Annotated in this window: 28 protein-coding genes; 6 read left to right on the plus strand and 22 right to left on the minus strand. The window is 68.5% G+C overall.

What is annotated here, in order from left to right:
- Positions 1–3: 3 nt before the first annotated feature.
- The 7 genes from ACQFZP_RS01040 to ACQFZP_RS01070 form a co-directional block, all read right to left on the minus strand.
- Positions 4–882 (minus strand): glycosyltransferase family 2 protein, encoded by an 879-nt coding sequence (locus ACQFZP_RS01040; protein ID WP_211890071.1) that lies wholly within the window; start codon positions 880–882, stop codon positions 4–6.
- Positions 879–1922, minus strand: a complete 1044-nt coding sequence (locus tag ACQFZP_RS01045) for a glycosyltransferase (RefSeq protein WP_211890072.1) — start codon at positions 1920–1922, stop codon at positions 879–881. Before ACQFZP_RS01045 ends, ACQFZP_RS01040 begins: the two co-directional genes overlap by 4 nt.
- The gene (locus tag ACQFZP_RS01050; RefSeq protein ID WP_211890073.1) at positions 1919–2986 is read right to left on the minus strand and encodes a glycosyltransferase; all 1068 of its coding nucleotides are present in this window, start codon (positions 2984–2986) and stop codon (positions 1919–1921) included. The genes ACQFZP_RS01045 and ACQFZP_RS01050 overlap by 4 nt, the downstream gene beginning before the upstream one ends.
- On the minus strand, positions 2983–4122 hold the full coding sequence (locus tag ACQFZP_RS01055) for a glycosyltransferase (protein WP_307852713.1): 1140 nt from the start codon (positions 4120–4122) through the stop codon (positions 2983–2985). Before ACQFZP_RS01055 ends, ACQFZP_RS01050 begins: the two co-directional genes overlap by 4 nt.
- Positions 4123–4223: 101 nt before the next feature.
- Positions 4224–4445 carry a hypothetical protein gene (locus tag ACQFZP_RS01060; RefSeq protein ID WP_104312507.1) on the minus strand — a complete coding sequence of 74 codons (222 nt, stop codon included), beginning with the start codon at positions 4443–4445 and terminating at the stop codon, positions 4224–4226.
- Entirely contained in the window at positions 4442–4750 is a 309-nt protein-coding gene (locus tag ACQFZP_RS01065; RefSeq protein WP_104253917.1) for an ATP-dependent DNA ligase, read from the minus strand. The genes ACQFZP_RS01060 and ACQFZP_RS01065 overlap by 4 nt, the downstream gene beginning before the upstream one ends.
- Positions 4751–4836: 86 nt before the next feature.
- A complete protein-coding gene (locus tag ACQFZP_RS01070) occupies positions 4837–5196 on the minus strand; it encodes a hypothetical protein (protein ID WP_104312506.1) in 360 nt (119 codons plus the stop codon).
- Positions 5197–5393: 197 nt separating this feature from the next.
- Here ACQFZP_RS01070 and ACQFZP_RS01075 point away from each other — a divergent pair, with 197 nt between their 5' ends.
- Positions 5394–5843: a DUF805 domain-containing protein gene (locus ACQFZP_RS01075; protein ID WP_104312505.1), complete on the plus strand. Its 450-nt coding sequence runs from the start codon at positions 5394–5396 to the stop codon at positions 5841–5843.
- Between the two features lie 80 nt (positions 5844–5923).
- On the opposite strand, the gene ACQFZP_RS01080 is transcribed toward ACQFZP_RS01075, so the two are convergent.
- The 5 genes from ACQFZP_RS01080 to ACQFZP_RS01100 form a co-directional block, all read right to left on the minus strand.
- Positions 5924–6397, minus strand: a complete 474-nt coding sequence (locus ACQFZP_RS01080; protein ID WP_181027011.1) for a MarR family winged helix-turn-helix transcriptional regulator — start codon at positions 6395–6397, stop codon at positions 5924–5926.
- 10 nt (positions 6398–6407) lie between these two features.
- Positions 6408–8066: an MDR family MFS transporter gene (locus tag ACQFZP_RS01085; RefSeq protein ID WP_104312503.1), complete on the minus strand. Its 1659-nt coding sequence runs from the start codon at positions 8064–8066 to the stop codon at positions 6408–6410.
- Positions 8067–8255: 189 nt separating this feature from the next.
- A complete protein-coding gene (locus ACQFZP_RS01090) occupies positions 8256–8459 on the minus strand; it encodes a CsbD family protein (RefSeq protein WP_104312502.1) in 204 nt (67 codons plus the stop codon).
- A gap of 90 nt (positions 8460–8549) precedes the next feature.
- Positions 8550–8951 carry a GntR family transcriptional regulator gene (locus ACQFZP_RS01095; protein WP_104312501.1) on the minus strand — a complete coding sequence of 134 codons (402 nt, stop codon included), beginning with the start codon at positions 8949–8951 and terminating at the stop codon, positions 8550–8552.
- Positions 8948–9655 (minus strand): hypothetical protein, encoded by a 708-nt coding sequence (locus ACQFZP_RS01100; RefSeq protein WP_211890074.1) that lies wholly within the window; start codon positions 9653–9655, stop codon positions 8948–8950. The genes ACQFZP_RS01095 and ACQFZP_RS01100 overlap by 4 nt, the downstream gene beginning before the upstream one ends.
- A gap of 102 nt (positions 9656–9757) precedes the next feature.
- On the opposite strand from ACQFZP_RS01100, the gene ACQFZP_RS01105 reads away from it, so the two are divergent.
- Positions 9758–10387 (plus strand): DNA-directed RNA polymerase subunit beta, encoded by a 630-nt coding sequence (locus tag ACQFZP_RS01105; RefSeq protein WP_104312499.1) that lies wholly within the window; start codon positions 9758–9760, stop codon positions 10385–10387.
- 628 nt (positions 10388–11015) lie between these two features.
- On the opposite strand, the gene pstB is transcribed toward ACQFZP_RS01105, so the two are convergent.
- From pstB to ACQFZP_RS01150, 9 genes are all read right to left on the minus strand, one after another.
- Positions 11016–11795: a phosphate ABC transporter ATP-binding protein PstB gene (gene pstB / locus ACQFZP_RS01110; protein WP_211890075.1), complete on the minus strand. Its 780-nt coding sequence runs from the start codon at positions 11793–11795 to the stop codon at positions 11016–11018.
- 47 nt (positions 11796–11842) lie between these two features.
- Complete coding sequence (gene pstA / locus ACQFZP_RS01115) at positions 11843–12955, minus strand: phosphate ABC transporter permease PstA (RefSeq protein ID WP_104312498.1); 1113 nt, start codon at positions 12953–12955, stop codon at positions 11843–11845.
- Positions 12955–13944, minus strand: coding sequence for a phosphate ABC transporter permease subunit PstC (pstC, locus tag ACQFZP_RS01120; protein WP_211890076.1), 990 nt, complete (start codon positions 13942–13944; stop codon positions 12955–12957). Before pstC ends, pstA begins: the two co-directional genes overlap by 1 nt.
- A 124-nt stretch (positions 13945–14068) precedes the next feature.
- Entirely contained in the window at positions 14069–15166 is a 1098-nt protein-coding gene (locus ACQFZP_RS01125; protein WP_211890077.1) for a phosphate ABC transporter substrate-binding protein PstS, read from the minus strand.
- Positions 15167–15313: 147 nt separating this feature from the next.
- A complete protein-coding gene (locus tag ACQFZP_RS01130) occupies positions 15314–16396 on the minus strand; it encodes a phosphate ABC transporter substrate-binding protein PstS (protein WP_179556314.1) in 1083 nt (360 codons plus the stop codon).
- 147 nt (positions 16397–16543) lie between these two features.
- Positions 16544–17503 carry an NUDIX hydrolase gene (locus ACQFZP_RS01135; RefSeq protein ID WP_104312494.1) on the minus strand — a complete coding sequence of 320 codons (960 nt, stop codon included), beginning with the start codon at positions 17501–17503 and terminating at the stop codon, positions 16544–16546.
- A gap of 4 nt (positions 17504–17507) precedes the next feature.
- Positions 17508–19637 (minus strand): RNA degradosome polyphosphate kinase, encoded by a 2130-nt coding sequence (locus ACQFZP_RS01140; protein WP_104312493.1) that lies wholly within the window; start codon positions 19635–19637, stop codon positions 17508–17510.
- A gap of 108 nt (positions 19638–19745) precedes the next feature.
- On the minus strand, positions 19746–20624 hold the full coding sequence (mshD, locus tag ACQFZP_RS01145; protein WP_211890078.1) for a mycothiol synthase: 879 nt from the start codon (positions 20622–20624) through the stop codon (positions 19746–19748).
- Between the two features lie 8 nt (positions 20625–20632).
- Positions 20633–21349, minus strand: a complete 717-nt coding sequence (locus ACQFZP_RS01150; protein WP_249311990.1) for a winged helix family transcriptional regulator — start codon at positions 21347–21349, stop codon at positions 20633–20635.
- An 81-nt stretch (positions 21350–21430) separates the two neighbouring features.
- Here ACQFZP_RS01150 and ACQFZP_RS01155 point away from each other — a divergent pair, with 81 nt between their 5' ends.
- From ACQFZP_RS01155 to ACQFZP_RS01170, 4 genes are all read left to right on the plus strand, one after another.
- A complete protein-coding gene (locus ACQFZP_RS01155; RefSeq protein WP_249311991.1) occupies positions 21431–21721 on the plus strand; it encodes a hypothetical protein in 291 nt (96 codons plus the stop codon).
- Positions 21722–21973: 252 nt separating this feature from the next.
- Positions 21974–22588, plus strand: coding sequence for an FABP family protein (locus tag ACQFZP_RS01160; protein ID WP_104312490.1), 615 nt, complete (start codon positions 21974–21976; stop codon positions 22586–22588).
- Positions 22581–23786, plus strand: a complete 1206-nt coding sequence (locus ACQFZP_RS01165) for a YgfZ/GcvT domain-containing protein (protein ID WP_211890079.1) — start codon at positions 22581–22583, stop codon at positions 23784–23786. Before ACQFZP_RS01160 ends, ACQFZP_RS01165 begins: the two co-directional genes overlap by 8 nt.
- A 2-nt stretch (positions 23787–23788) precedes the next feature.
- Complete coding sequence (locus ACQFZP_RS01170) at positions 23789–24859, plus strand: FUSC family protein (protein ID WP_179556318.1); 1071 nt, start codon at positions 23789–23791, stop codon at positions 24857–24859.
- A gap of 120 nt (positions 24860–24979) precedes the next feature.
- Here the strand turns inward: ACQFZP_RS01170 and ACQFZP_RS01175 are convergent, their stop codons facing one another.
- Positions 24980–25798: a class I SAM-dependent methyltransferase gene (locus tag ACQFZP_RS01175; protein WP_211890080.1), complete on the minus strand. Its 819-nt coding sequence runs from the start codon at positions 25796–25798 to the stop codon at positions 24980–24982.
- Positions 25799–25805: the final 7 nt, after the last annotated feature.

Raw genomic sequence — 25805 nt, forward strand, 5'->3', positions numbered from 1 at the left:
AGGTTAGGAGTTGTCGCTGTGCTCGAGCTCAGCACTCCGCGGCTGGCCGGGTTCCTGGACGACGACGCATGGCTCGTCGCCGAGACCGCCCTCGAGGAGGCCGAGCTCGCGAAACGCCTGCAGCCAGCCGACCATCGGCCACACCCGCCAGCGCTCGCGGAACAGGTTCGCGTTGCGCGCGATGTCGTGGAGGTGCTGCACCGGCGGATTCGAGGTGGGGTGCCACTGGTGGTAGGCGCGGGCACCGCCGACCCAGGCGAGCCCCACGCCCAGGTTCCCCGCGACTCGCGCGAAGTCGGTGTCCTCGGCGCCGTACCCGCGGTAGCCCTCGTGGAAGCCGCCGATGCGGCGCCAGTTGTCGGCGGTCACGGCGAAGGAGAGCGACCAGAAGAGGTTGCGATCGTCACCGAGCTGCACCTCGCCAGCCGCCGGGGCGGGGCGAGCGGGATGCGGGGCGTCCTTCAGCTCCACGCGTTCCGCGTCGTAGCCGTTCGGCCCAGGGGGCTCGAGGTAGGTGACCGGGCCGCTGAGCAGGCTCGACGCCCAGCGGGGATCCTGCGCCGCGTCCTGGTAGGCCTCGACGAGCCCACGGCCGGGGATGCAGTCGACGTCGAGGAACACGAGCAGCTCGGCACCCCGCTCCAGTGCGATCCGCGCCCCTTCGTTGCGGGCGGCGGCGAGGGGGAGCCCGTTCGCGTCCGCGGGCATCTCGACGGTTGTTCCCGGCAGCAGTCCGTCGGAGATGAGCTCCGCGATCTGCGGGTCGCCCATCGCGACGACGATGGCGTCGTCCGCGGGTACCGACTGCCGGAGGAGCCCCCGTCGCTGCTCGAGCAGGTGGCGATGGCGCCCGTGCGCCAGCGTGATCGTCGCGGTCTTCATCGGCTCGCCATCCGGTCGAGCAGCGCGGCCGCTCGCAACGCGCCACCGCCGTCGTTCCACGTCGCCCACTGCCTGCCGTCGAGCTCGGACGCGGCATCGAGGAGCCCCGCCCAGTCGTCGCGGTCGAACGTCTCGGCCACGATGACCGGCAGGTTCGGCGTCGCCGCGAGCACGCGCGCGGAGGTGATCTGCTCGTCGTGGGGCCGGGGCTGGGGTACGACGATCGCGGGGACCTGCGCCGCGGCGACGTCCGCGATCGCGCCCTGGCCCGCGTGCGTGATGACGAGCGACGCCTCGCGGATGCGGGGGCCGGGGTCGGCGACGCGGTTGCCGGGCGTCGTCCCGATCTCGTCCCACTCGACCCCGGGCGTCTGCCGTTTCGCTTCGCGGATCTGCGCCGACGTCATGCCGCCGCCGCCAGAACCGGCGAGCACGAGCACTCGTCTGATGGGGCCAGGGCCGGCGCTGTGGCCTCGCTCCGCAGCCGAGATCGCACCGACCTGATGGATGCGCGCTTCGATGTGGGACGGAACGCCTGGCAGCATTCCGGTGATGCCGACGGGCCAGGCCGCGAGGATCGCGTCGGACAGGCCGAAGCCCAGCGTGTGCGGCGCGTCGGTGCGCACTCCGGGGAGTGCCACCGAGACGACTGGAACCCCGTGGAGTCTGGCCAGCGCGGCAACTTCGACGGAGACGTCGGAGACGAAGACGGTGGGTGCGGTCTCAGCGATCCAGGCGGAGATGCGGGCCATGCGGCGCCGCATGCCCTCGTCGTCGACGGGCGCCCAGTGCAGCGCGCCGTTCGCCGTCGGCTCGAGGGGCGAGAGCGCCATGTCGTCGCGCTCCAGGCGAATCCAGGGTCCGAGCCAGGCGTCGGGCTTGGCGAGCGTCGAGAGTCCGGTGACGGGCATCGAGCATTCGCGGGCGATGGCAAGCGCACGGCGCGCGTGCCCGCCGCCCTGATGGTGGACGTAGTAGCCGATGGTGCCCGTGACCGCCGAATCACCGGCGTTCGGACCGTTCGCTCCCGAGATGGTCATGCGGCTACCCGCCCTTCTGTCACCGAGCGCAGCAGCGCTTCGTACTCGTCCACCATCCGCTCGAGCGAGCAGAAGGTCTCCGCGCGTTCCCGCGCGCCTGCTCGGGGCAGGTTCGCCGCCTGCAGCAGTGCAGCTGCGAGCGCGTGGATGTCGTCGCCGGGGGCGAGCCGTCCGCTGCGGTCGTCGAGGATCTCGCGCAGCGCGCCGCGATCGAACGCGGCGACGGGGGTGCCGGCCGCCAGCGACTCCGCGGCCACGAGCCCGTACGGTTCGTCCCAGCGCGGGGTCACGAGCGTGACGCTCGCCCGACGGAGATGCTCGAAGAGAACATCGTGGTCGAGGTGCCCGAGGTAGCGGACGCTCTCGCCCAGACGTGGGCCGATCGCAGACTCGAAGTAGTCGCTGTCGTAGGCGGGCCCCGCGATGTCCAGCGGGACGCCCGCGAGGTTCGCGGCGTCGATCGCGAACTCGAGCCCCTTCTCCGGCACGATGCGCCCCGACCAGAACGCGGGCCCGCCTCCGTCGCCCGGACGAAGGCGCTCGGTGTCCACGCCATTGAGGATCACCGAGCAGTCGATGCTGTCCGACCACGCCTCCCGCATGTGGGAGCTGACCGCGACGAACGTGCCGGCAGACCCGTCGACCCGAACCGCCGATTCGATCCAACCGACGGGAGGAGTGTGCAGCGTGGTGACGACGGGAACATCGAGCAGTCCCGACATGGCAACCGGGAGGTGATGGATGCTCACGTTGAGGACCGCGTCGAATCGGTCGCTCGAGTTCCGTGCGAGACCGACCATGAGCGACAGGTAGGCGTGATGCTCGCGCATCCACTCGGCCGGCATCGCTCCGACGTCGCGCCTCGCAGTCTCGCTCATGGAGAAGTCCGCGACGTCGAGGAACTCCACGCCGAGACTGGGGTCCGAACCGGGTGCCGCGAACAGCGTCACCTGGTGCCCGCGGCGCTTGAGCGCCGTGATCAACGCGTGCGTATGCGCCTCGAGCCCGCCGGCGAAGGGCTCGCTGATGGGGAAGCGCGAGGGGCCGATGACGCAGAGCCTCACTGGGTCACCCGCACTCGGGTCAGCGCCGCCGCATAGATGTCCGCGTGCGCGGCGGCGATCTCATCTCGCTGCGACGCCCGGAACTCGGGGGCGTGGCGGGGCGCGACGGCGCGTGACGCGGCGAGCACCGCATCACGCAGCGAACGGGCGTCGAGTGCGTCAGCCGCGCGCCGGTAGGTGAAGACGGGCCCCTGATCGGCGTAGAAGCCCACATCGGGGGCGATGACGGCCGTGCCGAGGTCCAGGCACGCCTCCAGCCAGCCCGAGTGCGTCCCGAAGCGATAGGGGAGCACCGACGCGTCGAGCGAGGCCAGGTAGCGCCACAGCTCTTCGTCGCTCAGGTAATCGTGGATGCGCAGCTCGATGTGGCCCGCGTCCGCGAGCTCCCGCAGGCGCGAGGCGAGCGCCTCTTCGTACTTGGCCCCACCCGGCTCGAGGATCTCACGGTGCCCGTTGACGTGGACGACGATCGACGGCTCGACACGCGCCAGCTCGACGAGCGCCTCGATCACGGGCAGCGGCTCCATGCTCGCGCGCAGGCTCTTCGCGTGCACGCCCACATGGAACTCGCCACGTGTGTCCACCCGCCCAGCCAGAGCGGTCTCGACTTCAGCAGGCTCGACGATGTGCGGGTGCGGGATCACGGCCGGTCGTCTGCCCCACCGTCGTTCGACCTCGTCCGCGGCCCCCTCCGTGAGGGTGATGAGCTCATCCGCCGCGGGGATCAGGATGTCGAGGTGAGCGAGGTGGGCCTCAGGCGTCGCGTGGTGTGGGTTCGTGAGGTCGTGCACGGTGTACACGAGCGGCTTGCCCTCGCGGCGGAGCGCATCCACGAGCTCCGTGAGGACGTCCGGCGAGAGTGCGTCGAATCCGAAGTGCACATGGAAGACGTCGAACTCGTCGGCGTGCTGTTCGATCCAGGACGGCTCGAGCATGACGGGGGGCCACCAGCGCTCGGCTGCAACTCGAGCGGAGCCGTCGGGGTGGGGGTCCGGGAGTCGGAGGATCGCTGCGCGCGATGGGTCTGGCGTGACGGCCGAGAGGTGCCTGACGTAGACGTGTCCCGCGGGAACGCTCGCAATCCGAATGGTTCGACTGAGGTCGTCGACGACGTCTGAGCTGCTGGGGGATGACACCCCTCCACCTAAACAGCTTCAACAGAGGAGCGTCGCGCTCTTGACAGTCCTCGACCATCGTGCATGCGTCCGCTCGGCCCTGGAACCAGGCGCGAGGCGGGTCAGTCGCCCGGGTTCGGCTCCACGACGACGAGGCCGATGCCAGGGCCGACCAGCAGGTTCGCCGGCTCGAGGCGTCCTTCACCGCGGTCCCCGCGCACCCAGAACCACTCTCCGCTCGCGACGCGAGCAAGGATCTCGGCCTGGAACGTCCCGATGTCGTCCACGAGCTTCGAGAACGTCTCCCCCTGGTAGAGGAGCTCGATCCTGGTCTGTCCGTTCATGACGCCCTCTCTGCGGGTTCAGCGATCACGGCCAGGCCGGCCTGCGAATTGGCGCCCTGCACCAGCGCCTCAACCCACGATCGGTTGATGTGCACCTGCCGACTGCCGAGGAATTTGAAGCGGATGGGGACAGCCGGGTGCATCCAGACGGTACTGCGACCGTCGCCACCTGCGTTGTTGTCCTTCCAGCTGAAGAAGAACGACTCGCCGCGGCGCAGCTTCGTGCCGATTGCGAGCTGGAGGTGCGCAAGCAGGCGATCCTCGAAGTCGACTGTGACCTCGGAGTTGTAGATGAACTTCCCCACGCTGAACCCTGCTTTCTGGTCTGTCGCGCATTGTGTGCGCCGTCCATTATCACTGTCTCGGAGCTGACGTTTCGCCAGCTCGGCGTCTAGAGCTCGTCGAGCCAGTCGGGATGCGGCACGCGCGGGTCGTTCGACGACCCCTCTTCGACGAGCGCCTCCGGTGCCCCGTGCTCTTCGGCGAGCTCGGCACGGAGTCTCTGGAAGGTCGCGAGCGCCTCGCCGTCGTCGAACTCCGGGACCTCGGAAGTGACCGTCTCGGTCGCGATCTGGCTCGACGGCCCGACCAGCACGGAGAGCATGTTGTCCGAGCCGTCGGCGTGGCGTACCGGGATCTCGACGATTCCGGCCTGATGGACAGCGGCAAGCGCCGCCGCATACTCGACCAGCTCTTTCGCGATCCTCGTGCTCGTGAAGTAGACGCCACCTGCGTAGTGAAGTTGGTCCATCGTTTCCCCAGACGATCGCGTGCGTGCAGAATTCCCCGAGTCTCGCAGGCCCAGTTGGGTGCGTTTGGAGTATTGCCTTCTGAACCGTTGTATGAAGCGGCGGCATCTGTTTCCCGAATGGAAACGCAGAAGGAGGCTCCGTAGCGCTACGCTCAGTGCAAATCCCACGCCTTGGCAGTGCCTGATTGGAGTCCCTGATGTCTACCCCTCAGCTCGACGCCCCGCTCTACCCACCGCTCTACGGAGCCAGCTTCGGTCAGGCGGTGAAGCGGTTCTTCAAGAAGTACGCCGTCTTCTCCGGTCGGGCCAGCCGCAGCGAGTACTGGTGGTGGATTCTCTTCGGCGTCATCGTCAACGCCGTGTTCTTCCTCATCGGCTCTCTCGCCGGCGGGCCGGGCACCATGGATTCCTCCGGCCAGTTCACCGGTGCCAGCGGTGGCTACACGGCCGTGTCGGTCGTGCAGTCGCTCTGGGGCCTCGCGACGCTCATCCCGGGGCTCGCGCTGCTCTTCCGCCGCCTGCACGACACGAACCGCTCCGGCTGGTGGTGGCTGCTCCTCTTCATCCCGCTCATCGGCGCGATCGTCATCCTCGTGTTCGTGATCAGCGACTCGCGCCCCGAGGGCGCCCGCTTCGACCGCCAGTAGCACTGGCCGCCGAACGACCGAACCGCCACCCTCGATCGAGGGTGGCGGTTGCGTCGGTCAGCGGGCTCGGTTCGTGAGCGTCACGACTCCGGGGTGACGGCCTCGGCGACCGCACCGAAGCGGCCGAGGAGTCCAGAGAAGACACGCAGCTCCTCTGGCGTCCAGTCCCGCAGCACAGCGTGCAGGCGGTGGCGGTTGCGGGCACGCACCTCCGTGACCCGTTCGACGGCGAACGGCGTCGGCGTCAGAATGCGCGCCCGCCCGTCGTTCGGGTCCGACCCGACCGTCAGCAGCTCGAACTCCTCGAGCATCCGCACCTGTCGACTCATGACGCTCTTGTCGACGGCGAGCTGCTCGCCGAGCATGCCGGCGTGCGCCGTTCCGTGCTGCACCAGTGCGGAGAGGATCTTGTAGCCGATCGGCTGCAGTGACGGGTGCACTGCGACGGCCGACTCGCTCCACGTGGTGCGGACACGGCGGTAGAAGGTGCCGAGCTCCGTCTCCACCGAGGCGATCGCCTCCGCGAAGTCGGCGTCGTCTGGGGACTCTGGCATGGTCGCCATCTTAGGTGCGGTCCGCCCGCCGCCCCGAGTCGCCGAGGATCGGGATGGCGCCGGTGCGGGGGATGCCGACCACGGCCTCGGCGACCTCCACGAGGTCCTCCGATGCCGACTCTGCACCCGCGTGTCCGCTGGGGTTCTCCTCACCCTTCGCGCGCTGCACCGCGTTCTGCGTGCCGAGCTGCGCGTTCGGGAGGAACGAGACCGCGACGAGGGTCACGATCGCGAGCGGCAGTGCTGCGAGGAAGATCGCACCGACCGAGGTGCCGTAGGCGTCCTCGACGAGGATCCGCAGCCACTCGGGGAGCGTCGCGAGCTGCGGGATGCTGCCGCCCGCGAGCGACTGCGCCGCAACCGCCTGCTGCTCAGGTGGCAGCGCCCGCACGCTCGTGGAGATCGTGTCCGCCACGACCGTTCCGAGGATCGACCCCATGACGGAGACGCCGATCGTGCCGCCGAGGCTGCGGAAGAACGTGACCGCGCTCGTCGCGACGCCCATGTTCTTGACCTCGGCCTTGTTCTGCACGACGAGCACGAGGTTCTGCATGACCATGCCGACGCCGGCGCCGAGCGCGAACATCGAGAGGCCAACGTAGAGGTACGGCGTGTCGTAGTGAAGGCGGCTCAGCAGGAAGAGGCCGACGACCATGAGCGCGCTGCCCGTGACGACGAACGCCTTCCACTTCCCGCGACGGCTGATGAGGTTTCCCACGATGGTCGAGGCGACGAGGAGGCCCGCCATCATCGGGATCGTGAGGATGCCCGACTCGGTCGGGGTCGCCCCTCGCGCGAGCTGCATGTACTGGCTGAGGAAGACGCTGGTGCCGAACATGGCGACGCCAACCGAGACGCTCGCGATCACCGCGAGGGTGAAGGTGCGGTCGCGGAAGAGCGTGAGCGGGATGAGCGGCTCCTTGACGCGCAGCTCGACGAGGACCGCGATGACGAGCAGCAGCACGCCGCCGCCGGCCATGAGCCAGGAGGGGAGCGAGTTCCACTCGAACTGCGAACCCGCGAGGGTCACCCAGATGAGCAGCAGCGAGACGCCGCTCGAGATGAGCACGATGCCGAAGTAGTCGATGCTGACCTTGCGCTTCTTGGGCTTCGGCAGGTGCAGTGTGACCTGCAGCAGGATGAGCGCCACGACCGCGAAGGGAAGCCCCACGAAGAAGTTCCAGCGCCATCCGAACGCGTCGGTGATGACGCCGCCGAGCAGGGGGCCGCCGACCGTGGCGAGCGCCATGACGGCACCGAAGAAGCCGGCGTAGCGGCCGCGCTCGCGGGGGCTGAGGATGTCGGCCATGACGATCTGGCTGAGCGCGCCGAGGCCACCGGCGCCGAGGCCCTGGAACACGCGCATCGTGATGAGCATGGACGTGTCCTGCGCGAAGCCGGCGATCGCCGAGCTGACGACGAAGATGACCAGCGAGATCTGCAGGAGCAGCTTGCGGTTCGTGAGGTCGGCGAGCTTGCCCCAGATGGGGGTTGAGACGGTCGTCGCGAGGAGGGTCGCGGTCACCACCCAGGTGAACGCGCTCTGGTCGCCCTTGAGGTCGCTGATGATGAGCGGCAGGGACGTGCTCACGACGGTCGACGCGAGCATCGACACGAACATGCCGAGCATCAGGCCGGAGAGGGCCTGGAGCACCTGGCGGCGGCTCATGCCGGATTCGGTGAGCGCTGCTGCTGGCTTGGTGCTGGGTCTGGGGTTCTTGCTAGACGACATCGACGCGGGGCCTCCTGATAGTTGACGACGGTCAACCATACATAGATGGTTGACCGCAGTCAACTACCAGAAAGGGCCCCGCGAACGGGGCCCTGATCCTGCGTACTGCTGACTGCGGCGCTGTGCCTAGTCGATCTTGCGCTTGAGGTTGTCGAGACCCTCCTTGGCGCCGTCCTTGACATCCTCGACCTTGTCCTTGAACCCGGCCTTCGCCTGGTCGGACCGGCCCTCGGCCTTCAGCTCCTCGTTGCCGGAGACCGCCCCAGCGGCTTCCTTCGCGCGTCCGCCGAGGTCTTCTGACTTGTTCTCAATACGATCGTCGATTCCCATGAGGGGATGCTCTCAGGCCAACTTGAGCGCCGCCTGTGGCGACGCATGACCCGGACGCTCCACGGATCGGGGTGCGGTCCCGCGGGCGCCTCAAGCCCCCTGGTGGCGTTCGGTCTGCCCGGACAGCGCCTCGAAGACGGCAGCAACAGCCTCGTCGTCGCCCACCCCCAGCTCGCGTGCCTCGACGGCAAACGCCCGCGCCGCTGCCGTGAGCCGCACATCCCCGTTCCGGCTGTTCGCCGTCACGAAGGTGCCGGCGCGCCCACGGCCCTCGACGACGCCCTGTTCCTCGAGGGCCGTGTAGCACTTCGCGACGGTGCCCGGTGCAACACCGAGGGTCTCGGCGAGGGAGCGCACAGGGGGCAGCCGCTCGCCGGGTTGGAGGTCACCGCGCTCGACGGCGAGGATGATCGCATCACGAAGCTGCCTGCCCGGCGCCTTCGACGAGTCACCCCCGATCGCGAGGTGCTCGAAGAAGTCACCTGTGCTCATGCGCGAGGTCGCTTGCCTGGGCTCGTGTTCTCGTCGATCGCAGTCTCCGAGCCGAGCGAGATCTCCTCGTCGTCATCCGGCTCGACGAGGTCATCGAACATCGCGGCACTCACGGCCTCGTCGTGCTTCTTCGCACGCTGCGGGCCGAAACCGAGCCACTTGCGAGTCGGGTAGTGGAGCTTCTCACGCCGCCACCACAGCGTCGCGAGCACCAGCGTCGCGATACTCGGCACCAGCGCCAGCCACGCTCCGTAGGCGATCGGGTACTGGCCGTTCGCCGCATCCACACGCAACGTCGCGAAGACGAACAGGAACAGGATGCCGAGCGTCGCGAGGGCGGCGTAGACCTGGAGGATTTTGGCCGAGATCACCGCGACACCGGAGATCCGCAGGATCAGCACCACGACGAGGCCGAGCAGGGGAATGGTCGGGACGAGCCCGAACAGGAAGGTGCCGAACCAGTTGTAGCCGAGCGCCTCGTCCATCTGGCTGAGGCCGGTGCCCGCCAGGAACAGCTGCCAGCCGTTCAGGGTCGGGGCGATGCGGTTGAGGGGGATCTCGGAGTTCCACCAGGGGAAGAACATCACCACGAGCAGCAGGGCCGCCAGGGCGCCGAACGCGATCTGCTTGGGGCGGTAGGCCGGGTACGACGACATCGCCGCCGTGTCCTCGACCAGCGAATCGTCGTCCTGCGCAGTAGCCATACCCCCAGCCTACGAGGCAGGTTCGCAATCGTGGCTCCGAACGCGCAGACTGGATGCGGCCCCTCACGAGGCCGAACGGTCTCAGGCGGCGAGAGGGGCAGCATGACGGAACGACACCACAGGCCCGTGCGCGTGCCATCGCAGGCGTTCGAAGCGCTCATCGGCGCCGATGACCCCGCGGCGGTGAGCCGCGTCGCCCACGATACGGCGAGGGCACTGCTGCAGCGGGCGCGCGGAGAGGGCGACCAGGCCGTCGTCGCGCGTCTCGTCGCCTACGCCGACGAGCACGGCATCGATGAGATCGCCGAGCTCTGGGCCGGCGCCAGCTCGCGGTCGCTGCCTGGCGCACTGTGGCGTCTCTACCTGCTGCGGCAGGCCGTGCGCGCGAACCCCGCGGAGACGAGCTACCTCTTCCGCCGCGGCTACGAGGTCGACCGCTCGATCAGCTCCGTCGTCGCAGGAGCCGCCACGCCGACCGGCCCAGAAGAGGTCGTCGCCCTCGCGGACGTCATCCTGCACGGCGCCTTCTCCGGAGACTTCGCGCTCGCGCTCGAGCGAGCCGCCGCGTTCTGCCGCGTCATGTCACAGGGCGCGACGAGTCTCGCGAAAGACGAGGAAGGGCCAGCGCCCGCTCGAGCCAGGCAATCGACGCGTCGTGCCGTCCGCTACCTGGAGATGGGCGACGACCTGCACGCCTCCGCCGGCATGTGGCGCCTCGACACCCTCGACTGAGCCGCGGCGCGCCGCATCCCGCCCACGCACCCGCTGCCGGCCGCTTCGCCCGCGACTTCGCCCAGAGGGCTGCCAAAGCGGCTCCGTGACCCCCCTTTGGGGCAAGTCGCGTGCGGAGCGGGCGTTCGAGCGAGCCTCTGCGACGAGCCGAGTGCAGCACGACGTCGGATGTGTTCGCGGAGAGCCGATCCGGCTTCCGGAGCGCCCGAGGTTCGGTAAACTCGACGTCGCCGGGCCGCAGTAACCCCGGGCTCCAATATTCGCCGCTGCGAGCGGCCTTCCGCCGAGAGGCGTTCCTGCGGCCTGGCTTTTCTCTTTCCCGCGGCCGCGCCCCGCATCCGTCGTCTCGGGATGGAAACCTCGCATCGTTGCGGGAAGTTCTCCAGCACGAAGTGAGAATCCCATCCCGAGTCGGTGCGTTGCCGTGTTGCCGGCCGCGCGGTCCATCCGTCGTTCGAGATGGGTTTCGCGCTTCGGGATGCGTTGCAACCCATCTGCAGGCGTGGAACCCATCTCGAGTCGGGAAGATCGAGGAGTGGCCCCGCGCGCGAGGACGGGGCCGACGCAGCGCGCGACGAAGGCCCCGGCGAGATCGCCGGGGCCTTCGTCATGATGCGGGGAGTGCGGTCTAGCCGAAACGGCCCGACACGTAGTCCTCCGTCGCCTGGACGGACGGGTTCTCGAAGATCGTCTTCGTCGTGTCGTACTCGATGAGCTTGCCCGGCATCCCGGTTCCGGCGATGTTGAAGAACGCCGTCTTGTCAGAGACGCGCGACGCCTGCTGCATGTTGTGGGTCACGATGACGATCGTGTACTCGGTCTTGAGGTCCTCGATGAGGTCCTCGATCGCGAGCGTCGAGATCGGGTCGAGGGCAGAGCAGGGCTCGTCCATGAGCAGCACGTCGGGGGAGACGGCGATGGCGCGGGCGATGCAGAGACGCTGCTGCTGTCCGCCGGAGAGGCCGGAGCCGGGGAGGTCGAGGCGGTCCTTGACCTCCTTCCACAGGTTGGCACCCTGCAGCGACTTCTCGACGAGGGCGTCCGCGTCGCCCTTGGAGATCTTCGTGTTGTTGAGCTTCACGCCGGCGAGCACGTTCTCGCGGATCGACATCGTCGGGAACGGGTTCGGGCGCTGGAAGACCATGCCGACCTGACGGCGCACGAGGACGGGGTCGACCCCCGGGCCGTAGAGGTTGTTGCCGTCGATGAGGACCTCGCCGTCGACCCACGCCTTCGGGATGACCTCATGCATGCGGTTGAGCGTGCGGAGGAACGTCGACTTGCCGCAGCCGGATGGGCCGATGAAGGCGGTGACGCTGCGGGGCTCGATCACCATGGAGACGTCTTCGACGGCCTTGAACTTGTCGTAGTAGACGTTGAGGTCGTTGACTTCGATGCGCTTGGACACTGTGTTTCCCTAACTTCCTGGCTGGTCGGCCTGGTCAGTCTGACCGGTTAGCCCTTGGGGGCGAAGAGCTTGGTGATCATGCGTGCGACGAGGTTGAGCAGCATGACGATGATGAGGAGGACAAGTGCGCCTGTCCAGGCGAGGTTGAGCATGTTCTCGGCCCCGGCTCCGACCTGCTGCGTGTAGGAGCGGTAGACGAAGACGGGGAGGCTCATCATGGCGCCCTGCGTCATGTTGTAGTTCATGTAGATGTTGAAGCCGGCGGCGATGAGCAGCGGCGCGCTCTCGCCGATGACGCGGGAGATGGCGAGCATGACGCCAGTCGTGATGCCGGCGAGCGCGGTGGGGAGCACGACCTTGGAGATCGTGAGCCACTTCGGCACGCCGAGCGCGTAGGAGGCTTCGCGGAGCTCGTTCGGGACGAGGCGGATCATCTCCTCCGAGGAGCGCACGACGGTCGGGATCATGAGCACGGTGAGGGCGATGGAGCCCGCGAGTCCCGTTCGCACGTTGGTGAGCGGGATGCCGAGCGTCTGCAGGATGAGCATGATCATCGTGTAGGCGAACAGACCCGCGACGATCGAGGGGACACCCGTCATGACATCCACGAAGAAGTTGATGGCCTTGGAGAGGCGGCCCTTGCCGTACTCGACGAGGTAGATCGAGGTGAAGAGTCCGATCGGCACCGAGATGAGGGTCGCGACGAGGGTGATGAGGAGGGTTCCGACGATGGCGTGGATGCCACCGCCGCCTTCCGTCACGACGCCGACCATCGAGGAGGTGAAGAACGTCATGTCGAAGCGGGCGAGGCCGTTCGCGACGAGGGTGAAGAGCAGAGAGAGCAGCGGCACGAGGGCGAGCACGAACGCGGCGGTGACGAGCGAGGTGACGAAGCGGTTCGTGGCCTGGCGGGGGCCCTCGATGATGCGGGCGATGATCCACTGGCCGGCGATGTAGAAGATCGCGCCGAGGACGGCGAAGCCGGTCCAGTTGAACTCGCCGCCGCCTGCCGCGAGGAGCAGGGTGATCACTGCGGAGAGCGCGAAGCCGCCGACGAGGATCGCGTACGGGCCCCACTTTGGGAGGCGACCGTGCGTGAGCGGGTTGATCATCTCGGGAGCCGACTGGTTCTGGGTTGGTTTCTGCAGTGTTGAGGTCATCAGTTGGCTCCTGAGAATTCCTTGCGGCGGCTCACGATCCATCGTGCGAGGGAGTTCACGAGGAGGGTGATGGCGAAGAGCACGAGACCGGATGCGATGAGCACGTTGATGTCGAGGTTCGACGCTTCCGGGAAGGAGAGGGCGATGTTGGCGGCGATCGTCGACGGGTTGGTGTTCGACGTCAGCTGGAAGGTGATCACGCCGGTCGCGGAGAGGACCATGGCGACGGCCATCGTCTCGCCGAGGGCGCGGCCGAGGCCGAGCATGACGGAGGAGACCATCCCGCCGCGTGCGAAGGGCAAGACGGCCATCTTGACCATCTCCCAGCGCGTCGCGCCGAGGGCGAGCGATGCCTCTTCGTGGAGCCGCGGCGTCTGGAGGAAGACTTCGCGGGTGAGGGCGGTGACGATGGGGAGCACCATGACGGCGAGCACGATGGCGGCCGTCAGGATTGTGCGGCCCGTTGCCGAGACTTGGCCCTGGAAGAAGGGGAGCCAGGAGAGGTTCTCGTTGAGCCAGACGTAGAACGGCTGCACGAACGGACCGAGCACGGTTGCACCCCAGAGGCCGAAGACGACCGAGGGAACTGCGGCGAGCAGGTCGATGACGTAGCCGAGGGGGGCGGCGAGCTTGCGCGACGCGTAGTGCGTGATGAAGAGCGCGACGCCGATGGCGACGGGGACTGCCATGAGCAGCGCGAGCAGCGAAGCCCAGAGCGTTCCGAAGATGAGCGGCAGCACGTACCAGAAGAAGTTGCCTTCGGCCTCCGGGTCGGCGAGGTTGCTCGCGCCGGCGACGAAGTGGCTGTTCTCGGCCGCGTCGGGGAAGAAGGCCGGGAGTCCCTGGAAGAGCAGGAAGAAGAACACGGCGGCGAGGATCGCGAGGATGAGCGATCCGGAGAACGTCGAGAGGAAGCTGAAGACGCGGTCGCCAGGACGCGACTTGGCCTTCACCGTTGTGCCCGCATCTGGGGCGAGTTCTGCAGTCATCTGCTGAGGGTTTCCCTACGTCATTTGGGTGGAGCGGGGCGAGGAGCTGAAGAGAGCCGAATCGCCCGGTGCCATGCTTTCACAGCACGGCACCGGGCTGAAACGGAACTTCAGTCCGCGCTGACTACTTGATGGCGTCGACTGCTGCCTGTGCCTGGGTGCGGAGGTCGTCCGAGATGGGCGCGGAGCCTGCGTTCTCGGCCGCCGCATCCTGCGCCTCGGGGCTGATGACGTAGTCGAAGTACGCCTTGACGTTGGCTCCGACGGCCGGGTCCGTGTACTCGGCGCAGCCGATGAGGTACGAGACGAGGACGATCGGGTAGACGCCTTCGGCCGAGCGGTCGAGCTCGAACGAGAGGTCGGTCGCTGCGCGGCCTTCCTCGAGCGTGGAGTTGTCGACGACGGCGGCTGCCGCCTCGGGGGAGAGCTCGACGAACTCGGAGCCCGTCTGGATGGCTGCCGTGCTGAGGTCGCCGGCTGCGGATGCGTCGAGGTAGCCGATGGTGCCGTTGCCGGAGGTCAGCGCCTGCTGGACGCCGGGGGTCTCCTGCGCGCCTTCGCCGCCTTCGATGGGCCAGTCGTCGCTGTCCTCGAAGGTCCACACGTCGGGGGCTGCCTCGACGAGGTAGGACGTGAAGTTGCCCGTCGTGCCCGAGGTGTCGGAGCGGTGGACCGGCGTGATGGCGAGGTCGGGGAACGTGACGCCCGCGTTGAGCGCCGCGATCTCGGGGGCGTTCCAGTTGGTGATCTCGCCCTTGAAGATCTTGGCGAGGGTCGCGGGGTCGAGGTTGAGCGTGTCGACGCCCTCGACGTTGAACGCGACGGCGATGGGGGAGATGTAGGCGGGGATCTCGACGAGGTCGGTGCCGTCGACGCAGTTGCCGAAGCCGCCTGCCTCGATCTCTTCCATCTTGAACGCGCGGTCGGAGCCGATGAAGGCCGACGTGCCGTTCGTGAAGTCGGTGCGGCCGGCGCCGGAGCCGCCACCCGCGTAGTTGATCTGGATGCCGGGCTGGACAGCCTGGAAGCCAGCGATCCACGAGGTCTGGGCGGTGCCCTGCGACGATGCGCCCGACGCGGCGAGGGTGCCCGTGAGCTGCTCTTCACCTGCAGCTGCGGTTCCCGGCTCTGCTGCGGTTGGCTCGTTGCTGGCGCAAGCCGCAAGCGTGAGTGCGGCGATTGCGGCCATGGCGACCGATGCGCCTACTCGCGTGAACTTCATGGAGTTTCCCTTCGGGGACAGGTGACATTCCGTTGGATCAGTTGCGATCCGTCGGTGACGCTATGCGCGAAGGGTGACGAGACGGGGCGGGGAAAGTGAACGGGGGGTGAACGGGCTGGGAATGCGCGCAGATTTCACCCGCATCCGTCACTTCATCTGCTCCAGGACGGGCTCGATCTGCGCCCGGAGGGTGGCGGAGATGGGCGCGGATCCGGCAGCTTCTGCCGATGCCGCCTGCCCCTCCTCGCTCACGACGTAGCTGAAGTAGGCCTTCGCGTTGGTGCCCTCGTCGGCGTCGGCGTACTCGGCGCAGCCGATGAGGTAGGAGACGAGCACGATCGGGTAGACGCCCGGCGTCGTGCGGTTGAGCTCGAAGGCGAGGTCGGTCGCGGCGCGACCTGCTTCGATCGTCGAGTTGTCGACGACGGCCGCGGCGGCTTCGGGGGAGAAGGGCACGTACTCGCCGCCCGTCTCGACGGAGGCGGTCGTGAGGCCGTCGGCCGCGGACGCATCCATGTACCCGATCGTGCCGTTGGCGCGGAGTGCCTGCTGCATGCCGGCGCTCTCCTGGGCCGCCTCGCCGCTCTCGACCGGCCACTCGTCGACTTCGCCGTAGCTCCAGGCGTCGCCTGCCGCCTCGTCGAGGTAGGCGGTGAAGTTGCCGGTCGTCCCGGACTTGTCCGAGCGGTGCACGGGGGTGATGGCCAGAGACGGCAAGGCGGCGTCCGGGTTCAGGGCCGCGATCTCCGGCGCATCCCACGAGTCGATGTCTCCGGCGAAGATTCCGGCGATCGTCGCCGCGTCGAGGCGCAGCTCGTCGACGCCGTCGAGCGCGAACGCCACGGCGATGGGGGAGATGTAGGCGGGGATCTCCACGAGGTCGCTGCCGTCTGCGCACGTCCGGAACGGGCCCTCCTCGATCTCCTCGAGGTCGAAGGCGCGGTCGGAGCCGATGAAGGCGGAGGTGCCGTTCTGGAAGTCCGAACGGCCGGCACCGGAGCCGCCACCCGCGTAGTTCACTCGAACGTCGGGCTCGATGGGGTAGAAGCCTGCGATCCACGCCGTCTGCGCGACGCCCTGCGAGGAGGCGCCCGACGCGCTCAGCACGCCGGACAGGTGCTGCGAGCGGGGGTCCTTGCTGACCGAGATCTCGTTGAGCGCGCATCCGCTCGTCGCCAGAACGGTGGTTGCGAGGAGCGCCAGGGCGGCGAGTGCTCGGGAGTGGTGCATCGAGTTCCTTCTGCCATCAGGTGTCAGGCGATCCCAGGACCCACGGGGACCGACTACGGGCCTGAATCAGTATGGACGAGAAGTGGACGGGACGTGACGCGCGGGTGAACGGATCGGCACCCGCACGGGCGGATCCGACGGCGGGGGTCAGGTGATCGGACCGTGCGTCTCGGCGGCGACGACGCCCGCCCTCGGGTGGTTGACGGGCACGTGGATGACGGAGCACTCACCGGTCGAGAGCATGGCGTGCCGCGCGAGCGAGCTCGGGCGCGTCGCGGTGTACAGCGCGATGGAGCGGACGATGGCGGGCATGACCGGTGAGTGACTGCAGATCACGGTGCTGCGGCGCTTGGCGATGAGCTTCCGGACGACCTCGTCGAGCTCCTCCTCGTCTCGCGTGTACGAGCCCTGAGCGATACTGCGCTCGACCTGCGGCGTCAGCCCGAGGAGCGAGCTGATGGGAGCGACCGTCGAGCGGCAGCGGACGGCGTTCGAGGTGATGACGGCCTCCGGTCCGAAGGCCCGGAGGATGGGCACGACCGTCTCCGCCTGCTCGAGACCGCGGGCGGTTATCGGCCGGGAGTCGTCGTCGCCAGGCCACGACTGCGGGGGCACGGCCGTCGCGTGGCGCAGCACGAGGATCGCGAAGGTCCGGTGCAGGCCACGGCGGTACCGGTCGGCGAAGACCTCGAGCAGCTCGCGGTCCCTGTCGTAGCTGAGGAGCTTCTTGGCCTTCTTCAGGGAGACCCACTCGATGGCGTCGACCTCGTCGTTCGGCTCGAAGACGTGCGCCTCGAAGGATGCCTCATCGACCTCGGCCGTCCAGTAGTGCACCTCTTTCGGTCGGCCGTTCGGCATGACGTACTCGATGTACCCGAGCGGCGCGCCGAGCTTCGCCTCGTATCCGGTCTCCTCCTCGACCTCGCGCGCGGCGGTCTCCGGCAGCGTCTCGCCGGGGTCCACCTTGCCCTTGGGCAGCGAGTAGTCGCCGTGGCGCCCACGATGGATGACCAGCACCTTGAGCTTGTCGTCCGCGATGTCTTCATGCCACAGCACAGCGCCTGCCGCGTAGACGGTGCGCGAGGCGGCAGGGGAGTCGATCGTCATCCGGTCAGGCCAGCGTGGTGGGCCTGCGACGCTTGCTGATGCGACGCATCATCTCGTCGTGGAGGTCGGTGAGTCGCTGCCCGTTCTCGTCCCTGGCGTGGCGGACCCACTCGGCGTCCGAGCCGAGGTGCCAGGTCGCGGTCGTGTCGTCCATCGCGAGGTCGAACATCGCCGCGATGTCGGCGGCGTGGTGCTCGTCGATGATGCGCACGAGTGCTTCGATGCGGCGGTCGAGGTTTCGGTGCATCATGTCGGCCGATCCGATGAAGACGCGTTCGTCGCCGTCGTTCGCGAAGCAGAAGATGCGGGAGTGCTCGAGGTAGCGTCCGACGACCGAGCGCACGCGGATGGTCTCGCTGAGGCCGGGGACTCCCGGGCGGAGGCCGCAGATGCCGCGGACCCAGATGTCGACGGGCACGCCCGCCTGGCTCGCGCGGTAGAGGGCGTCGATGATCTCCTCGTCGACCATGGAGTTGACCTTGATGCGGATGCGGCTCGGCTTGCCGTCGAGCGCGTTCTTGCGCTCCTTGTCGATGAGGTTGAGCAGTCCGGGGCGCAGGTGCATGGGGGCGACGAGGAGTCGCGTGAACTTGCGCTCGATGGCGTAGCCGGAGAGCTGGTTGAAGAGGCGCGTGATGTCGCGGGAGATCTTCTCGTTGCAGGTGAAGAGGCCGAGGTCCTCGTAGATGCGGCTCGTCTTCGGGTTGTAGTTGCCCGTGCCGATGTGGTTGTACATCTTGAGCTCGTTGTCTTCCTTGCGGATGACCTGGAGGAGCTTGCAGTGGGTCTTGAGCCCAACGGTTCCGTAGACGACGTGCACGCCGGCCTTCTCGAGCTTGCGTGCCCAGACGATGTTGTTCTGCTCGTCGAAGCGCGCCTTGATCTCGACGAGGACCAGCACCTGCTTGCCGGATTCTGCCGCCTTGATGAGGGCGTTCACGATGGGGCTATCGCCTGAGGTGCGGTAGAGCGTCTGCTTGATGGCGAGCACGTTCGGGTCGGCGGCGGCCACCTCGAGGAAGGCCTGCACGCTCGTCGAGAACGCCTCGTACGGGTGCTGGACGAGCACGTCGCGGCGGGCGATCGCACCGAACATGTCGGGCTTCTCGTCGCTCTCGGACGTGCGGAACGCTGCCGCTGTCACGGGCACGTGCGTCGGGTACTTGAGGTCGGGCCGGTTGATGGCGCCGAGCGCGAAGAGGCCGCCGAGGTCGAGTGGTCCCGGGAGCACGTAGACCTCGTTGTGGGTGATGTCGAGCTCGGTCATGAGCAGTTCGAGCGTCACGTCGTCCATGTCGTTGGACACCTCGAGGCGGATGGGCGGGCCGAAGCGTCGCCGCAGGAGCTCCTTCTCGAGGGCCTGCAGGAGGTTCTCGGTCTCGTCCTCCTCGATCGTCATGTCCTCGTTGCGCGTGAGGCGGAACGCGTGGTGATCGAGGATCTTCATGCCGGGGAAGACGTGGCCCAGGTGCTGGGCGATGAGGTCTTCGAGCAGGATGAAGCGAGCCTTGCCGTGGTCGGACTGCAGCGGGTAGAACCGCGGAAGCACGGGCGGCACCTTGAGGCGGGCGAACTCCTCCTTCTCACTGCGCGGGTTGTAGACGCGCACGGAGATGTTGAGGGAGAGGCCCGAGATGTAGGGGAACGGGTGCACCGGGTCGACGGCGAGCGGCATCAGCACGGGGAAGATCTGCTCGTCGAAGAGGTCGCCGAGCTCGACGCGCTCGGCATCGGAGAGCTCGTCCCAGCTGACGATGTGGATGCCCTGGTCGGCGAGCTCTGGGCGCACGCTGTCGTTGAAGATCGCCGCGTGCCGCTTCTGCAGCTCGTAGGCCTTGGAGCGGATGGTGTCGAGGGCCACCTGCGGCGGGACGCCAGCGGGGGTCGGGACGGCGAGGCCGGTCGCGATACGGCGCTTGAGGCCGGCGACGCGCACCATGAAGAACTCGTCGAGGTTCGAGGAGAAGATCGCGAGGAAGTTCGCCCGCTCGAGGAGCGGCGTCGAGGGGTCCTCGCCGAGCTCGAGCACACGCTGGTTGAAGGCGAGCCAGCTGAGCTCGCGGTCGACGAAGCGGCTTCGCGGCATGTCCGGCGAGTCTGCACCGGCCTCGGGGGCGCGGAGTTCGATTGTCATGCGGTCATCCTTGCAGGTGTGCGGAGAAGAACGGTGCCTCGATGCGCCTGTCCCGCAGGATCGAGGTGATCCTGTGGGGGTGAAGCTCAGCAGACCCATTCAAACGGATCATGAACGGGTGTGTCGGTACTGCACGTCGATCGAGAGCTGCTCGTAGCCGAGGGACCGGTAGAGCGCGAGTGCTGCCGTGTTGTCGCCCTCCACGTACAGCGAGGTCTCCCTGGCGCCGGTCGCGTGCATCCGCTGCAGGCCGGCCTGCATGAGGGCGCGGCCGAGCCCGCGGCCCGCTGCCTCCGGTGCGATGCCGACGACGTAGATCTCGACCTCATCGCCTTCTCGCTTGAGCCAGTTGTAGCCGAGGAGAGCGCCGTCTTCGTCGCGCAGGAGCAGGAAGTCGTCGGCGTCGAACCAGTCGGTCGACCGTCGCGCGTCGAGGCCTGCCGCGTCGAGCGCCCCCTGCTCCGGGTGGCTGCGGAACACGACGGCGTTCAGCGCCAGGAAGTCGTCGGCGTCCGCTTCCGTGAAGGGTGCCATCGTGAGGCCGTCGGGGGGAGGGGACCCGCCGGCATCGGCTTCCGTGATCGGCCGCCCGAGCTTGAGGAGCGTTCGCACGGCCTCGAGGCTCCGGCTCGAGGCGAGTGCCGATGCGCCCGCCAGGTTCCCGTGAGCCCACAGAACCGGGGCAGCATCAGCGGCTGAGGAGACAGCGTCGTAGAGCCGTGCGCCGAGGCCCGCTCGGCGATGCTTCGGATGCACGACCAGCTCGCCCTCGATCGTTCCGTCGCCGAGGTCTCTCGTGAGCGCCACGGCGACGAGCTGACCCGAGTCGTCGATGGCGGCGAGCCTCCGAGCGTCGAGCGACAGCATCGTGTCCTCGTTGAAGGGCGAGACTCCGTCCGCCGAGAGCGCGGCGTCGGTGATGGCGCGGATCTCCTCGCCGCGAACGTCGGCAGATGCCGCGGTGGAGATCTCGGACGTTTCGGGCATCTCGGCTCCTAGGCCTTGGCGGTCGCTTCGTCTGCGTGGCCCGTGGCCGAAGGCTCGTCGCGGGAAGCCTCGCCCCCGCGCAGCAGACGGTAGCCGACATTGCGGACCGTGCCGATGACGCTCTCCTGGTCGCCGAGCTTCGCGCGGAGACGCCGCACGTGCACGTCGACCGTGCGTGTGCCGCCGAAGTAGTCGTACCCCCACACCTCGCTCAGCAGCCGTTCGCGCGTGAACACGTGGTCGGGATGCGAGGCCAGGTAGCGCAGCAGCTCGAACTCCTTGAAGGTGAGGTCGAGGGTGCGTCCGCGGTACCTGGCGGTGTAGCTGTGCTCGTCGATCGTCAGGGGGCCGATGGCGATCGTGCCGCTCGGCTCCTCCACAGCGGCCTGTGGGCGCAGCAGACGGATGCGCGCATCCACCTCCGCCGGTCCTGCAGTGCGCAGGATGACGTCGCCGATGCCCCAGTCGGAGGAGATGGCCGGGAGGCCTCCCTCCGTGATGGCGAGGAGCACCGGAACCGACGACTCGATCGTGTTGAGCACCCCGCACAGTCGCTTCGCACTGGGGAGGTCGCTGGTGCCGTCGATGATGTTGGCATCGGCTTGGGGGGCCGACGCGAGGGCGGATGCGGTCGGAGGGAGTACCCGGACGCGGTGCGCCAGCAGAGTGAGGGAAGGGAGAGCGTGCTCGACGCCGCCGGCGCTGAACAAGAGGACGTCTGCCAAATGTGGCCTCCTCGATGTTTGGTCGGACTCGCTGGCTAGTCTACGCACCCTCGGGACAGCTCCAGCGTGCACAATGGGGCAATGACCCGCGAACGAGTGAGCATCGGCATCGTCTGGCTGGCGGCCATCGTCGGAGTGTTCGGCGTCGCGATCCTCGCCGACCCCTCGCGGCACCTGGTCTGGGTGAGCATCCTGATGCTGACGCTCATCTGTCTCACCTGCCTCCTCCAGCTCCGCCTGCAGGAGAGCGACGGGTTCATCATGAGGATGAGCCTCAGCCTCGTCGGCGCCCTCGTCGTGCTCGGCGTCGCCTCGCTCGGCTTCGCGCTGCTCGGTGGAGACGCGGTCGTGGGCACGCCGAGCCACAGCTAGCCGCGCCGCGTCTCGCGTGCATCCGCGCTGACTCTCGCGTGCATCCGCACTGACTCTCGCGTGCATCCGCACGGCTAGGATGGTCGGCATGGACACCGTGCTTGTTATCGAAATCATCTTCACCGGGCTGCTGGTGCTCGCGCTCGTCGCCATCAGCTTCGTCTCCGTGGTCGTGCTCAAGAACCTCTTCAAGGGCCAGAACTAAGCAGCCAAGCGGAGCGACACTGCAGCCGGATCGAGAGGAAACCATCGATGGTCTACGACATCCCCACTGACCTCCCGCCGGAGATCGTGCCGCTCTCCTGGCTTCTCGGCGTGTGGGAGGGAACCGGCCACGTCGAGTACAAGGTGGGCGAAGAGGTGCGCGAGCAGGCGTTCCGCCAGCGCGTGAGCTTCAGCCATGACGGTCTTCCCTACCTCAACTACTCTGCCCAGCTGTGGCTCGAGGAAGGCACCGGCGACGAGCCAGTGCAGGTCCCGCTCACGGGCGAGACCGGGTTCTGGCGGCTAGCTCGCACCCGGGACGACGGCGATGTCGGCCCCGGCTACCTGCCCCCGACCGCCCCGGCCACGATCACGGACGCCGATGGCGTCGAGGGACTGCGCGACGACGACCAGGCGTTCCCACTCGAGGTGTCGATCGTGCATCCGACCGGACTGCTCGAGCGGTACAGCGGCAGCGCCAGAGGCCCGCGCATCGACCTGAAGACCGAGGAAGTCCTGCTCGCGCCCGGCGCGAAGGAGTTCACCGCGTCGACCCGCATGTACGGCTACGTCGCGGGCGAGCTGCTGTGGGCGTGGGACATCGCGGCCCTCGGCCAGGAGCTGGCGACCCACGCGTCGGCGAAGCTGGCCAAGCTTGACTGAGCAGGCTGTTCCGAGCGGCTCGGCGGCGGCCGCCGACGAGCCCCAGCCGTATCGCTCGGCGTTCCTCGCGCTACCCGGAGCGGTGGAGGGCGTCGGCATCGACGCGGGCGTCGCCTGGCACTACGGGCAGGTGACGGCCGATCAGCGCGACCTCGCTGCGGGCCGCTCCGTGGTGGACGCATCGCATCTCGGGATCCTCCGCCTCACCGGCGGCGACAGGCTCAGCTGGCTCGACTCGCTCACCTCGCAGCGTCTCACAACGCTCCAGCCCGGTGAGAGCGCGGAGACCCTGCTCCTCGACATCCAGGGTCACATCGAGCACGGTGCGGCCGTCGTCGACGACGGCGCCGCCACCTGGCTGATCACGGAGCGAGATTTCGCCCCCGCCTTCGCGGCCTGGCTGAACCGCATGCGGTTCATGCTCGACGTGCAGGTCGCCGAGGTGACCGGAGAGTTCGCCGTGATGGCGACGCTCGGCGAGCTGGACCTCGGTGCAGCAGCCCCGAACGGCACCCCACTCGTGTGGAGCGACCCGTGGGCCGCGCCGCCGGAGCACGGCTGGAGCTACTCGCCATACCCGGTCGTGCCTGCTGAAGGCATCACCGACGCGCACCCGGGGGCCGACTTCCCCCTCAAGCTGCACGTGGTCGAACGTGCACGGCTGCAGACCATCGTCGACCGCGCTGCGTCCGGCGAGCTGCCCATCGCAGGCATGCATGCGCTCGAGGCGCTGCGCATCGCCGCCTGGCGGCCTCGCCTCGGCGCCGAGGTCGACTCCCGCGCCATCCCGCACGAATTCGATTGGCTCCGTAGCGCCGTACACCTGGAGAAGGGCTGCTACCGCGGGCAGGAGACCGTCGCGAAGGTGCACTTCCTGGGCCGCCCGCCGCGCAGGATCGTCCTGCTCGACCTCGACGGCTCGCTCGGTGAGCTTCCCGAGGCCGGGAGCACCCTGTCGGTCGAGGGCGACGCCGGGGCGCAGACGGTCGGTCGAATCAGCTCCGTGGCCATTCACCACGAGGACGGACCCATCGCACTCGCGCTCGTGAAGCGTTCCCTCCCGGAGGACGCCACCCTCGTCGCGCATCTCGCTGACGAGCAGCAGGTCACGGCGAGTGCCACGACGATCGTCTCGCCGGGTGCGGGACGAGCGGCCGAGGTGCCACGGCTGCCGCGCCTCGAGCGCCGCGGGCAGTAGACGTGGCGGCTCCGGCGGTCGGCGTCGGGGCCGCGTTCGCTCGCGTGCGCGCATCCCTGCCGGCGGTCGTGCAGATCACGGCGGCCGCGTTCGTGGCCTACGCGATTGCCCACTGGGGGCTCGGGCATCCCATACCGTTCCTCGCGGTGACGGTGGCGATCACGAGTCTCGGGCTGCAGCGGGATGCGCGGCCCCGTCGCGTGTTCGACACCGCGCTCGGCATCACCTTCGGGGTGCTGCTCTCCAATCTCTCGCTGGTGCTCTTCGGGCGCGGCGTCTGGCAGGTCGCGGTCGTCCTGGCCGTCGTGCTCCTGCTAGGGCGGCTCGTGCACCCGAGCCCGGGATTCGCGATCGGCGCCGCGGTGCAGGCTTCGCTGGTGCAGCTCATCCCGGTGCAGGGCGTGGCCGAGTACTCGCGGCTCCTGGACGCCGTCATCGGCGGGGCCGTCGCGATCGCGGCCACAGCGCTCGTGCCGCGCAACGCGGCGGCGCTCGCCAAGAACGAGGCCAAGGGTCTCATCGGGGCACTGGCGCAGGCGCTCGGTGACATCTCTCAGGCGCTGCGTCGCGGCGACAGCGACGCTGGGCTCGCCGCGCTCGAGGAGCTGCGCCGGACGCAGGACACGCTCGACGCCTGGTCGACGGAGCTCGAGAGCGCCGCATCCATCGCCCGCCTGTCGCCGTTCATGCGCCATCACCGCGGGCGAGTCGATCGCCTGGTGGAGCTCCGCACGAGCATCGACCTCGCCACTCGGAACCTGCGCGTGCTCGCCCGTCGCGCCTGGTCGCTGTCCTGGGACGGACGCCACCGCGAAGAGCTCGCTGACCTTCTCGGCGACATCCAGTCGGGCATGCTCGAGCTGCGGCTGGGCCTCGACGACGACGCCATGCTGCACCAGTCCCGGCAGACGCTGCTCATCGCGGCGGCGCGACTGGAGCCCGACCATCTGCACGGGGCGCAGCTCGCCGATTCCGTGCTGCTCATGCAGTGCAGGCCCCTCGTCGTCGACCTGCTCATCGCGAGCGGCATGGACCCGGAAGCTGCCCGCACGGCGCTCCCCGAGGTCAAGTAGCCCTCCTCTCGCCGATCGCTGCCAGTGAAGTGGCCGTTCTGGCCGGTTCGGAAGGGCCCTTCGGCTGGCAGCGATCGGCGGATGAGTGCGGGGCGCATCACCGGGGCTTCGGGGTACTGCTCAGGGGCGCGTCGGCGCGAGCGCGCCGGAGGAGGGCGCGACCGCGTCCCAGGCGACCGTGACCTCGCCGAGCCGCCAGCGCTTCTGCGTGTCGACGAGCGGCCAACCGGCCGCGCGCATCCGCTCGCACACGGCGAGAAAGCGCTGCCTGGCGCCGAACGTCTGCCGCGGGGCCTCGCGCTGCCAGGCGTCGTCGAGCGCCTTCAGGTAGTCGTGCACCCCCTCGCCGGGCACGTTGCGGTGGATGAGGGCCTTCGGCAGGCGCTCGGCGACGATCAGCGGTGAGTCGAGGCTCGCCGTGTGCAGCGAGACCGTGAACGTGCGGGGTCCGCCGGCGTCGATGCCGACCCAGGACGACACGCGGCCGACCTCGTTGCACGTTCCCTCGACCAGCAGTCCGCGCGGCGCGAGTCGCGCCGTCATGCGCGACCAGGCATCTGCGACCTCCGCCTCGTCGTACTGGCGCAGCACGTTCATGGCGCGGATCACGGCGGGCGGCTCGGACGTCGGCGTCGGCACCTCGAACCCGCCGACGGCGAACGAGACCCGGCCGGCCAGCTCGGGCCGCTCGGCGAGCTGCTGTCTGGCGAGCGCCACGCGCCCTGGGTCGATCTCCAGTCCGTGCACGCGCACGTCGGGGACCGCGCGACCGAGGCGCTCCGCCAGCTCGAAGGCTGTCGCTCCGCTCGCCCCGTAGCCGAGGTCGACCACGAGCGGGCGTTCGGCGGACGTGAGCGCCGGATGCTGCGCGATCCAGCGGTCGACGCGACGCAGACGGTTCGTTCCCGTCGTCCCGCGCGTGAGTCGACCCAATGGCATACGACAA

Origin of the sequence: Pseudoclavibacter sp. Marseille-Q434, from assembly GCF_050315415.1 — a bacterium.
Lineage (GTDB): Bacteria > Actinomycetota > Actinomycetes > Actinomycetales > Microbacteriaceae > Pseudoclavibacter.

Coding starts and splice junctions, on each gene's coding strand:
- ACQFZP_RS01080 (WP_181027011.1), bottom strand. CDS start 6,397: ATGCCAGAGTCCCCAGACGACGCCGACTTCGCGGAGGCGATCGCCTCG.
- ACQFZP_RS01160 (WP_104312490.1), top strand. CDS start 21,974: ATGGTCTACGACATCCCCACTGACCTCCCGCCGGAGATCGTGCCGCTC.
- ACQFZP_RS01070 (WP_104312506.1), bottom strand. CDS start 5,196: ATGGACCAACTTCACTACGCAGGTGGCGTCTACTTCACGAGCACGAGG.
- mshD (WP_211890078.1), bottom strand. CDS start 20,624: ATGCCCGAAACGTCCGAGATCTCCACCGCGGCATCTGCCGACGTTCGC.
- pstA (WP_104312498.1), bottom strand. CDS start 12,955: ATGACCTCAACACTGCAGAAACCAACCCAGAACCAGTCGGCTCCCGAG.
- ACQFZP_RS01135 (WP_104312494.1), bottom strand. CDS start 17,503: ATGACGATCGACTCCCCTGCCGCCTCGCGCACCGTCTACGCGGCAGGC.
- ACQFZP_RS01175 (WP_211890080.1), bottom strand. CDS start 25,798: ATGCCATTGGGTCGACTCACGCGCGGGACGACGGGAACGAACCGTCTG.
- ACQFZP_RS01085 (WP_104312503.1), bottom strand. CDS start 8,066: ATGAGCCGCCGCCAGGTGCTCCAGGCCCTCTCCGGCCTGATGCTCGGC.
- ACQFZP_RS01100 (WP_211890074.1), bottom strand. CDS start 9,655: ATGGCTACTGCGCAGGACGACGATTCGCTGGTCGAGGACACGGCGGCG.
- ACQFZP_RS01140 (WP_104312493.1), bottom strand. CDS start 19,637: ATGACAATCGAACTCCGCGCCCCCGAGGCCGGTGCAGACTCGCCGGAC.
- ACQFZP_RS01060 (WP_104312507.1), bottom strand. CDS start 4,445: ATGAACGGACAGACCAGGATCGAGCTCCTCTACCAGGGGGAGACGTTC.
- ACQFZP_RS01095 (WP_104312501.1), bottom strand. CDS start 8,951: ATGAGCACAGGTGACTTCTTCGAGCACCTCGCGATCGGGGGTGACTCG.
- ACQFZP_RS01045 (WP_211890072.1), bottom strand. CDS start 1,922: ATGACCATCTCGGGAGCGAACGGTCCGAACGCCGGTGATTCGGCGGTC.
- ACQFZP_RS01125 (WP_211890077.1), bottom strand. CDS start 15,166: ATGAAGTTCACGCGAGTAGGCGCATCGGTCGCCATGGCCGCAATCGCC.
- ACQFZP_RS01075 (WP_104312505.1), top strand. CDS start 5,394: ATGTCTACCCCTCAGCTCGACGCCCCGCTCTACCCACCGCTCTACGGA.
- ACQFZP_RS01090 (WP_104312502.1), bottom strand. CDS start 8,459: ATGGGAATCGACGATCGTATTGAGAACAAGTCAGAAGACCTCGGCGGA.
- ACQFZP_RS01105 (WP_104312499.1), top strand. CDS start 9,758: ATGACGGAACGACACCACAGGCCCGTGCGCGTGCCATCGCAGGCGTTC.
- ACQFZP_RS01130 (WP_179556314.1), bottom strand. CDS start 16,396: ATGCACCACTCCCGAGCACTCGCCGCCCTGGCGCTCCTCGCAACCACC.
- ACQFZP_RS01040 (WP_211890071.1), bottom strand. CDS start 882: ATGAAGACCGCGACGATCACGCTGGCGCACGGGCGCCATCGCCACCTG.
- ACQFZP_RS01155 (WP_249311991.1), top strand. CDS start 21,431: ATGACCCGCGAACGAGTGAGCATCGGCATCGTCTGGCTGGCGGCCATC.
- pstC (WP_211890076.1), bottom strand. CDS start 13,944: ATGACTGCAGAACTCGCCCCAGATGCGGGCACAACGGTGAAGGCCAAG.